Raw genomic sequence first — 9464 nt, 5'->3', positions numbered from 1 at the left:
CGGCTAAAGCCGCACGAGTCGCTTTTCCGCCCCGCTCTAAAGAGACGGGGCTACCAAGGTCGCGATCCCCTCGGTGTTAACCTGCAATACCCGTAGGACGAAAGCTCCTCCGACGTGGGCTAATTTAAAAACAGCATGATGCGATAAGGTGGGCAATGTCCACCCGACTTCTGGAGTTCCCGAGAGAGGTTTTTCCAACGGGAAAACAGCAAAAAAACGGTAAAACACGCAACTGTTTTACCGTTTTTATCCACATCAGTTATTTTTTTGAGAGAGATAAATTCACCCTTGGAGGATAATGCACTCGTGACTATCAATCGGCACTAGGGATTTATGGCTCAATGAAGCGTAATGCCTGTAATAGAAACTTTAGGCACTCATCGCACGGTGCTTGCGGAGGCGATCGCCGACAAAACTCAAGCCCAACAGTGCCAACGCAGCCGTACCCGTCGGTTCGGGAACTTCAGTATTGGGGTCATCCGGGTTCATCGCCATCTGGAATTCGCCTTCAATTGCCATTCCATCGTTGGCGCATTCTGCAAACAGATGAGCGACAAAATCACCCACTGGCAACAAAGATTTATCAAAGCTAAACCCAAAGGTGTGATTGCCGATCGCACCAAACTGACCGAAGTCTATTCCTAAACCGCTGATGTCACTGAGGATATTCACATCACCGATTTTCGTACCCGATTTAATCGAGGTGAGTGGGCGGCTTTTTTGTGCAAAATACGGATCGGTTTGCGCCAAATCGGCCATAGTCGCCGTGCCCCCTTTATTCGACACTTTATTCCGGTGCTCCTTTAAGTGCTTAAAGCCAGAGTTCGCGCCGGTGACGCTTTTTGCCTTTACATCGCTATAAACGCCCATACCCACACCAGAGTCCGTACCTGGAGCAAAGCGGATGCCAAACAAGTTGCGGTTGGTGTTTGCCGTTTCCAAGTTGTCTCCAGAGAAGTTAAACATCAAATCGCCCCAGCCAATATGATCGTCATTGGCATGGCTAGAAGAGTTGCCTGCTAAGGGCATATTGGCATTGAGCGCCACCAAAATGCTATTGTTGGCTGTATCTTCTTTGATGGCCATGCCGTAGAATTCATAGCCGCTATTTGCTCCAATGGTGCCGAGGTTGTAACCATCATTAAATGAATCGATCGCGTAATCCCAGTCCGAAATCGGTTCTACGGGCATTGCATTGGCGGCTTGACCCGTGACGCCGAGGAGACAAACGGTAGCAGCAGCCGTTCCGACTAAAGTTTTCAGTGTTTGAGTCTTCATAAGTTTGACTTTCCTTAATGCTTTTTGCACTCCCTACATTTTTCATCATAGGACATTTAATGTAAAGAACGTACCCTTTCACCCCCTGATTTTTTTAAAGTTTTGATGAATATTGCTGCCGCGTCATCGGTGAAGAAGTCGAATCGCCTTTTAATTTGTCCCTCTCAGCTAGCCTTTTCCTCCATTATCGGATTATTTTCCAGGAAAAACGGTAGTTTGACTGTATTGCAACACTTCGTAAATTTTTTATAGAGTTAGCCTGTCTTTAGTGAATTTACGGAGGAAACTTTACCCCGATCCAGGGTGAATTGCTCTATCAATCGGGGATTGACCAATCGAACCGAGGAAGATGGTTTTCACTTTAATTAATCCAAATTTACGTAAATTTAAGGTTGTGGTTTGAGAGGGTTTGCTATCAATTGGTGGTAGGGTGGAGAGGGGGGGAAAGAGCGTAGCGATCGCCTGTTGGAGGGGGAGAAAGGGGAGCGATCGGTCCAGCCAGGGGATCCAAGCAAGGGAATTGGGCCAAGGGATGAAGCGGGGCGATCGCAGATAGGATAAAATGCCTTCACGGTATGCGAAGCTGGAGAAAAGCCAGTTGTAGGGTGGGCAGTACAGACCACCCTTGCCGACTGAGTTGTAAAGTGTGTACTGGCCACCCGACGAGGCGCAGTTGTAGGGCAGTTGTAGTTGTAGGGTGGGTTTGTACTGTCCACCAAAGCCGAGTATGGGCACTACAGAGCTTACGCAACGCGATCGGCAATGTTTGGGTACCTTTAGCGTCAAAGGATCGGATGGAAGTAGAGAAAAAAGAGACAAAAGCAACCGACTCGGGAGTGTCAATGTGGCGACAAGTGCACGAAAACGTTCAGATTGTAGCGATCGCCCTGGGGTTAGCGCTGCTGATCCGCAGCTTTATTGCAGAACCGAGATATATTCCTTCGGTATCGATGCTACCCACCTTAGAAGTGGGCGATCGGGTAGTGGTGGAAAAAATCTCCTATAACTTTCGTGCTCCCGCCCCGGGAGAAATCGTCGTTTTCGATCCGCCCCCAGAACTGCAACGATACGGATACAGAAAAGACCAAGCCTTCATCAAACGAGTGATTGGCACCCCCGGTCAAACCATTGCCATTCAAGACCGCAAAGTGTATTTGAATAACCAACCCTTAGAAGAGAACTACATTGCCGAACCCGCCGCATATCGATGGGGGCCAGAAGCGGTACCCGACGATCGCGTATTCGTCATGGGAGACAACCGAAACAACAGCAACGATTCCCACGTATGGGGATTTTTGCCCAAAAAACATATTATTGGGAGAGCCATCTTTAGATTTTGGCCCCTCGATCGGATCGGTTTTCTACAAAACTAATTCTCGATTACCGTCCCCAACTGCTACAGAGGGATATCCGAACGTTAACAGCTTCCCCATCCTGCATTAAAATGAGAATATACGCGGTGGGAATGCCCATCCAAGCGGGGACACAAATTTAAGAGAAATTGGCACAGCAATGAGTTTTTTTGATTCTGAAATCATACAGCAAGAAGCCAAACAGCTATTTGAGGATTATCGAGACCTGATCGAACTCGGAAGCAGTTATGGCAAATTCGACCGAGAAGGGAAAAAGCTCTACATCGAGCAAATGGAAGAGATGATGGAGCGCTATCGGATTTTTATGAAGCGCTTTGAACTATCCGAAGACTTCACGGCGCAGATGACCGTAGAGCAGCTCAAGACCCAGCTCAATCAATTTGGCATGACACCGCAGCAGATGTTCGACCAGATGCACAACACCTTAGAGCGGATGAAGAGCGAACTGGAAAAACAGAGGTAAGCCAATCCGGTTGCCCTTCAGACTCGCGCCAGAAAGAGGAACCAGACAGAAAAAGCGATCGCAGATGCGATCGCTTTTTACTTCCGGGATCAACCTGCCAACCCCTCAAATCTTTTATCTATCGTGGCGGGTCATATTTTGAGGGCGGATCGAAATATTCCACCGGTTGACCCTGCATAGCTTGGTGCATAAAAGAGCGCCAAATCGGAGCTGCAGTCGTCCCCCCGGTAGAACCGGCAGCCAGGGGAGTATAGTCATCATTACCGACCCAAACCGCCGTAGACAGCTGCGGCACATAACCCACAAACCAAACATCCCGTTCCGAAGACGTGGTACCGGTTTTACCCGCCGCCGGACGTCCGATGCGAGCATTCTTCGCCGTCCCGCTAGTAATCACCCCTTGCAGGACGCTATTGAGAGAAGCCACCGCCCAAGGGTCGAGAACCAGCTGTGGTTTCGGCGTATTATCCAGCAACATATTGCCGCGACTATCCGTAACTTGCACGATAAAAGTCGGCTCAGAGTGCCAACCATTATTAGCAAAAGTAGCAAAAGCCCCTGCCATTTCCATCGGCGTCAAATCGATCGCCCCGAGAGGCAAAGAAATCACCGGTTCCATCGGACTAGTCATGCCCAGAGTGCGGCAAACTTCAATCACCTTATTCAGACCGATCCACTGGCCCAGCTTCACCGCCGGAACATTAAGCGACACCTCCAACGCCTTGCGAATCGTCACCGCGCCAGAAAAGCCACCGCCGTAGTTTTGCGGCGAGTAATAGCCATTTCCGTCGCGATAGCTTACCGGACTATCCGCAATAACCGACGCCGGCGAAAACTTACCCGTAGCAAAAGCCGTGTAATAAACGAACGGCTTAAACGCCGATCCTGGCTGACGCCGAGCTTGAATCGCCCGATTGTACTGACTTTTTTCAAAACCCGCGCCACCCACCATCGCCTTCACGAAGTGGGTGCGCGGATCTACAGCAACCAAAGCAATTTGACCATTATCGCGGCCATAGAACACCCCACGATAGTAAAGAGTATCGTGCCAACGCTGCACCGTTTTTTCAGCCATGCGTTGGAAATTCATATCAATCGTTGTTTGGACGCGCATTCCGCCTTTAAGAACCGCATCGCGACCGAAGCGACGGGACAACTCCTGAATGACCGCATCCGTCACATAGGGAAGCTTACTTTGGCGAAACGAAGTCACGCGGCCCACCAGAAGCGGTTGCTTGCGCGCTTGCGCTTCCTCCTCAGCAGTAATCCACTTCAGTTCGCGCATCCGATTTAACACCACCGCCTGTCGCTGTTTTGCCAACGGATAGTTAGCAAACGGGCTGTAATCTTCAGGCGCTTGGATAATGCCGGCCAGCATCGCCGACTCAGCCAAAGTTAACTCAGAAGCCGACTTATTAAAATAGCTTTGAGAAGCGGTTTCAATGCCATAGAGGTTATGACCCCAATACACCTGATTGAGGTAAAGCTCCAAAATCTCGTCTTTACTCAGGATTTGCTCCAACCGAATAGCCAGCACTGCTTCTGCCGCTTTTCGGCTCAAGGCGCGTTTTGGAGACAGAAATAAATTTTTCACCAACTGCATCGTCAGGGTCGAACCGCCTTCCACGGTTTCCCCTTGTTCCAAGTTGGCCACAAAAGCACGGGCGATTCCACCGGGATTGATCCCGTGGTGCATAAAAAAGTGACTATCTTCGATCGCGAGTACGGCGCGCTTGAGGTTTGGAGAGATTTCATCTAAAGGCACCACCTCGCGGTTCGCTTCATCGTGGATACTGGTCAGAAGCGTACCTTTGATGTCGTAAATGTAAGTGGTTTCTGTGGGAACGTAAGTGCGTAAAACCCGCACATCCGGGAGGTTGCGGAAACTGAGCGCCAAACCGACCAGTCCCCCCGCTGCGACAGAACTAATCAGCATCGTCATTCCCAGCAGGGTTCCTGCTGTCACTTTGGTGACGCCTTGAAAAAAACTAAAAATGGGTGCGGAGTCTCTAGGGGCGTTTTGTCCGATCGTGTTAGTAGACACGGCGATTTCACTTCCTCACTAAACAAGGCTCAATGGGATTTCAGGCTGACGGGGCTTTCGCGGGCACACAGGGATGGGTAAAGTCAATCGAGAGGCATTTTAGCTCAAACCCCAGTCGGTTGGGACGGTGGGGGGTAAAAAGGCAGGGAGTTTTTTTCCCGCCTTGCTCCCCGGTGGGGGGAAATTCCTTATCCGGTCACTGCCAAAGCGGGTGACGCGGGAGTGTCTTTCCTAGCTCCATGATAATGGTGACTCAAACCACGGCCATTGCGCGCACCCCTTCTCTTCACTGGATTAACGGCTTCCAGTGTAGGCGATCCGGATTGGCTTTGCGGGTCAATTTCGGGGGATTGGGGTTTTGCAGGTCTAAGATAGGAGATTGGGTCAATGCAATAAAGGTGAATTGTTGCCACTAATTTTTGCAATTATAGTAGTTTGACGCTCGATCGCTCGAGTTGACCCCCTTTTACTGTAAACAACAGCCACCCCTGCATTTGCTAAGCATGGCTTCTAAACAACCATTGAATTCTGTGACCGAATCGTTTTCTTGGCTGCACCGTGGTGTCAGCGAAATTTTTCCCAATCTTCCCAACTCAGACAACCCAAACGAGAATTTGGTCGCCCGCATCAGCACCGCAGTGCGCCCGTTACGGGTCAAGTTGGGCATCGACCCCACCGGTGCCGACATTCATCTAGGTCATAGCATCCCCGTGCGAAAGCTGCGCGCTTTTCAAGATGCCGGCCATACGGCGGTGCTGATTATTGGTGATTTTACCGCCCGCATCGGCGATCCGACAGGGAAATCCGAGGTCCGCCCTCAGCTTACCGCAGAGCAGGTGAAGCAAAATGCCCATTCCTTTTTGGATCAGGTGCGCTCGATTTTAGATTTTGAGACTCCCGGTCGGCTGGAAATTCGCTATAACTCGGAGTGGTTGTCCACGTTGGATTTGGCCAATATTTTGGAGTTGTTGGCGACGATGACGGTGGGGCAAATGCTGGCGAAGGAGGGATTTGCCGATCGCTACGGAATCGGCAATCCTATCTACTTGCACGAGTTTCTTTATCCGCTGATGCAAGGGTATGATTCGGTGGCGGTCCGCGCAGATGTGGAATTGGGCGGGACGGACCAAAAGTTTAATATTGCGGTGGGTCGCGATTTACAGCGCCATTTCGGTCAGACGCCCCAATTTGGCTTGCTGATGCCGATTTTGCTCGGCACTGATGGATCGCAGAAAATGTCTAAGTCTTTGGGCAATTATGTGGGATTGTCCGAAGAACCGCTGAGCATGTATTCCAAGCTCGAAAAGATTCCCGATAGTCTGGTGATGGATTATTTTGAGTTGCTGACGAGTCTGCCACTGGATGAGTTGCCGGAAAATCCGCGCGATCGCCAAAAGTTGCTGGCGCTGAATATTGTGGCACAGCAGCATGGCTCCTGCGCCGCAAATCAAGCCCAACAGGCGGCTCAAACTCTGGTCGCCGGACAGGGGGGCGAAGCGGAAGCAGTGCCAGAATTCTCGTTGAGTGAAGTGGAGTTTCCCGCGAAGCTCTTTTATCTGCTCAGTGCGAGCAATTTGTGCAAGAGCAGTTCCGAAGCGCGGCGACAGATTAAAGGCGGGGCCGTGCGGATTGAGGGCGATCGCATCACCGATGAAAATCTCTCCTTTGAGTCCCCAGAGGCTCTCGAAGGCAAGGTTTTGCAAGTGGGTAAGAAAAAATTCGTTCGCTGTCGGCGGGGCTGAGCTGGGGGAAATTCGCCCGAATCTGGTAGGCTCTCCTGGAGCTACCGCCTCATCCCCTACAGGCGATCGCAATCCCGATCGGTGGGGGTGATGCGATCGCCAAAGTGTTGCCTGTTTTATCCCCACCCTGTCGATGATTCTTTAGTCAGTTATTTATCTTCATGTCTGTTGCCGATCGGATTATCGTTCCTCTTGATGTCCCTACAGAAGCGGCGGCGATCGCCCTCGTAGATGCCCTGCCTGAGGTATCTTTCTGGAAAGTCGGTCTGGAACTGTTCGTCAGTTGCGGTCCGGCGATTCTCTCTACCTTGAAAACCAGGCAAAAGCGGATTTTTCTGGATCTGAAATTCCACGATATCCCGAATACCGTGACCGGTGCTTGTGCTTCAGCGGCGCGCTACGGGGTGGATTTGCTCACCATCCACGCCACCTGCGGACGCAGCGCCCTTAAAAATGCCCAAGCGGCGTTACAAGAAAGCGTCGGGGAAGACAGTCCGAAACTGATTGCCATTACCCTGCTGACCAGTCTCAATTCGCGGGATTTAGCCTTCGACCTGAAAGTACCCATCGAGTTGCCGGAATATGCCTTGCAAATGGCACTGCTGGCAAAAGAAAGCGGTTTGGCCGGTGCGGTGTGTTCTCCCCAGGAAGCGTCCCAACTGCGAAACGTTTGTGGCAATGATTTTCTGTTAGTTTGTCCGGGGGTGCGTCCCACTTGGGCCAGCGCCGGGGATCAGCGGCGATCGATGACCCCTGCAGAGGCGCTGAAAGCCGGTGCCGATTATTTGGTCATCGGACGACCCATCACCACTGCTGAGGATCCGGCGGCGGCGTTTGCCCGGATTTGCCAGGAAATCGAGTCATAGAATGCATCAATTGGCAAAAGATACTCTCGAGAACGCAAAAGCTCTCTTTTCCCTCATCTTTTGCCTTTTGACGTTCAATGGTTTATGGCCCGTGAATGCCCAGGACATCCCCGAATTGGATGTACCCTCCCGATGTCCCACGGACCTGGACAGGCTGATGGCGGATTTGTTGCCAGATTTGCCCGGGTATGCCAACCGGGTGATTCAACGTCGCAGCGATGAGTACGTGCCCCGATACGTGATTTTCGCCGGTCTGCCCGAGTTCGAACCGTTACCACAAGGTTCCGGACCGAATAATCCGCCAGTGTCCCGATTGCCTTCTCGCCAGGAATCGTCAGCACTGACAGCGGATTTGCAGCAGGTTTTCATTACTACCTTAGAGCGCTATTATGCTGAAGATGGGGTGGTGAAGTACGAGCAATACCACTGGCTGTTTCTGACGCCGAGTGCAGAGGGTTGGCGCTTGGTGCTGATGTTATCGCGCACCGCTTACCCCCAAGGTGCGATTCCCACTCCCCCGCGCGATAGCAGTGATAGTGACATCGCGCGGGGGATTCGCCTGTGGTTGCGCGATTGTGGCGATCGCGATTAATCACTCCTCCGGTAGTGCTTCGCTGTCTTGTACATTTAAACTGCATTATTTTAAGTTAACTGAATTCCGGGAAATATTCCCTCATTTTGGACAATTAGGCTTCAATTAGGCTTCCATTAACATGCAATTATTCTGCTTGCAGGTTCATGGAATATATGGCTGTTCTGTCCATATTTGGTGGATTGATTACCAAATCGTTTGAATCGTCGTTAATGCCTGAATTTTACTGTCACGGGTGACTAAGGGAAGATTTAAAGATAAAGCAGTAATAGCGATAATCCGATCCGGCATATCTGGCACTGTTGCCCTGTCAATTTGTCGAACAGTTGCCGAAATAGTGCGATCCACAGGTGCTAACAAAATACCCGCATTCGGATTGTCCGCAGCATTTAAAACTCTTGTCAGCACCTCATCTGCCACACGCCTGCGCTCAATCAAGTAAGAAATTTCGGTTCTACCAAACCTGGTATGTAAAATCCTCGCGCATCAGACAGGAAAACACTTGCTACGAAAGCGTTTTAGGCCAGCCTTGCCTGTTCTTGATAAGGAAAGAATTTGCAGAGGACTCAATATTGCTGCTGGCAAAGGTTTGATTGCGTTTTTGGCCGCAACTTTCCATAGTAAGTTCGGTAGAGCCAAAAACTATTGCGTTCGCTTAATGGTTATTTCCCTACTACTACTCCCGGGCTGGAAAAAAACCATTGCGTTGGCTTAATGGTTATTTCCCTACTATTGACTCCAGGGCTGAAAAAAACCATTGCGTTGACTTAATGGTTATTTCCCTGTTACTACTCCAGGGCTGGAAAAAAACCATTGCGTTCGCTTAATGGTTATTTCGCCAGCAGTCCAATCCCGGGCTGGAAAAAAACCGTTGCGTTCGCTTAATGGTTATTTCCCTACTACTACTTCAGGGCTGGAAAAAAACCATTGCGTTGACTTAATGGTTATTTCCCTACTACTACTCCAGGACTGGAAAAAAACCATTGCGTTGGCTTAATGGTTATTTCGCCAGCAGTCCAATCCAGGGCTGGAAAAAAACCATTGCGTTGGCTTAATGGTTATTTCCCTATTACTGACTCCAGGACTGGAAAAAAACCATTGCGTTG

At 50.4% G+C, this 9464-nt stretch carries 8 protein-coding genes; 5 read left to right on the top strand and 3 right to left on the bottom strand.

Translation table 11 applies throughout. From position 1 onward, the window contains the following. Window positions 1-369 precede the first annotated feature (369 nt). Window positions 370-1278, bottom strand: coding sequence for an XDD3 family exosortase-dependent surface protein (locus LKK83_RS31055; RefSeq protein WP_324635334.1), 909 nt, complete (start codon window positions 1276-1278; stop codon window positions 370-372). Window positions 1279-2072: 794 nt separating this feature from the next. Here LKK83_RS31055 and lepB point away from each other — a divergent pair. Beyond that, the gene (lepB, locus tag LKK83_RS31050) at window positions 2073-2651 is read left to right on the top strand and encodes a signal peptidase I (protein WP_442957403.1); all 579 of its coding nucleotides are present in this window, start codon (window positions 2073-2075) and stop codon (window positions 2649-2651) included. Between the two features lie 139 nt (window positions 2652-2790). Beyond that, window positions 2791-3114, top strand: coding sequence for a DUF1825 family protein (locus tag LKK83_RS31045; protein WP_324635332.1), 324 nt, complete (start codon window positions 2791-2793; stop codon window positions 3112-3114). A gap of 118 nt (window positions 3115-3232) precedes the next feature. On the opposite strand, the gene LKK83_RS31040 is transcribed toward LKK83_RS31045, so the two are convergent. Then, window positions 3233-5158, bottom strand: coding sequence for a transglycosylase domain-containing protein (locus tag LKK83_RS31040; RefSeq protein WP_324635331.1), 1926 nt, complete (start codon window positions 5156-5158; stop codon window positions 3233-3235). Window positions 5159-5661: 503 nt separating this feature from the next. On the opposite strand from LKK83_RS31040, the gene tyrS reads away from it, so the two are divergent. The 3 genes from tyrS (at window position 5662) to LKK83_RS31025 (ending at window position 8358) form a co-directional block, all read left to right on the top strand. Then, a complete protein-coding gene (gene tyrS / locus LKK83_RS31035; RefSeq protein WP_324635330.1) occupies window positions 5662-6900 on the top strand; it encodes a tyrosine--tRNA ligase in 1239 nt (412 codons plus the stop codon). A 161-nt stretch (window positions 6901-7061) separates the two neighbouring features. Continuing rightward, on the top strand, window positions 7062-7766 hold the full coding sequence (gene pyrF / locus LKK83_RS31030; RefSeq protein ID WP_324635329.1) for an orotidine-5'-phosphate decarboxylase: 705 nt from the start codon (window positions 7062-7064) through the stop codon (window positions 7764-7766). A gap of 91 nt (window positions 7767-7857) precedes the next feature. Beyond that, entirely contained in the window at window positions 7858-8358 is a 501-nt protein-coding gene (locus LKK83_RS31025; RefSeq protein ID WP_324635328.1) for a hypothetical protein, read from the top strand. Between the two features lie 186 nt (window positions 8359-8544). Here LKK83_RS31025 and LKK83_RS31020 read toward each other — a convergent pair whose 3' ends face one another. Then, window positions 8545-8796: a hypothetical protein gene (locus tag LKK83_RS31020; protein WP_324635327.1), complete on the bottom strand. Its 252-nt coding sequence runs from the start codon at window positions 8794-8796 to the stop codon at window positions 8545-8547. Between the last annotated feature and the right edge of the window lie 668 nt (window positions 8797-9464).

Source organism: Phormidium sp. CCY1219 (genome assembly GCF_035615515.1).
In the GTDB taxonomy this organism is placed as follows: domain Bacteria; phylum Cyanobacteriota; class Cyanobacteriia; order Cyanobacteriales; family Laspinemataceae; genus CCY1219.
Note: the sequence above shows the minus strand (reverse complement) of the source record. Positions and strands in the feature narration are given on the sequence as shown.

Excerpts from the sequence above, each read along its gene's own strand:
- LKK83_RS31055 (WP_324635334.1), bottom strand. The coding sequence starts at position 1,278 with ATGAAGACTCAAACACTGAAAACTTTAGTCGGAACGGCTGCTGCTACC.
- lepB (WP_442957403.1), top strand. The coding sequence starts at position 2,073 with ATGGAAGTAGAGAAAAAAGAGACAAAAGCAACCGACTCGGGAGTGTCA.
- LKK83_RS31045 (WP_324635332.1), top strand. The coding sequence starts at position 2,791 with ATGAGTTTTTTTGATTCTGAAATCATACAGCAAGAAGCCAAACAGCTA.
- tyrS (WP_324635330.1), top strand. The coding sequence starts at position 5,662 with ATGGCTTCTAAACAACCATTGAATTCTGTGACCGAATCGTTTTCTTGG.
- pyrF (WP_324635329.1), top strand. The coding sequence starts at position 7,062 with ATGTCTGTTGCCGATCGGATTATCGTTCCTCTTGATGTCCCTACAGAA.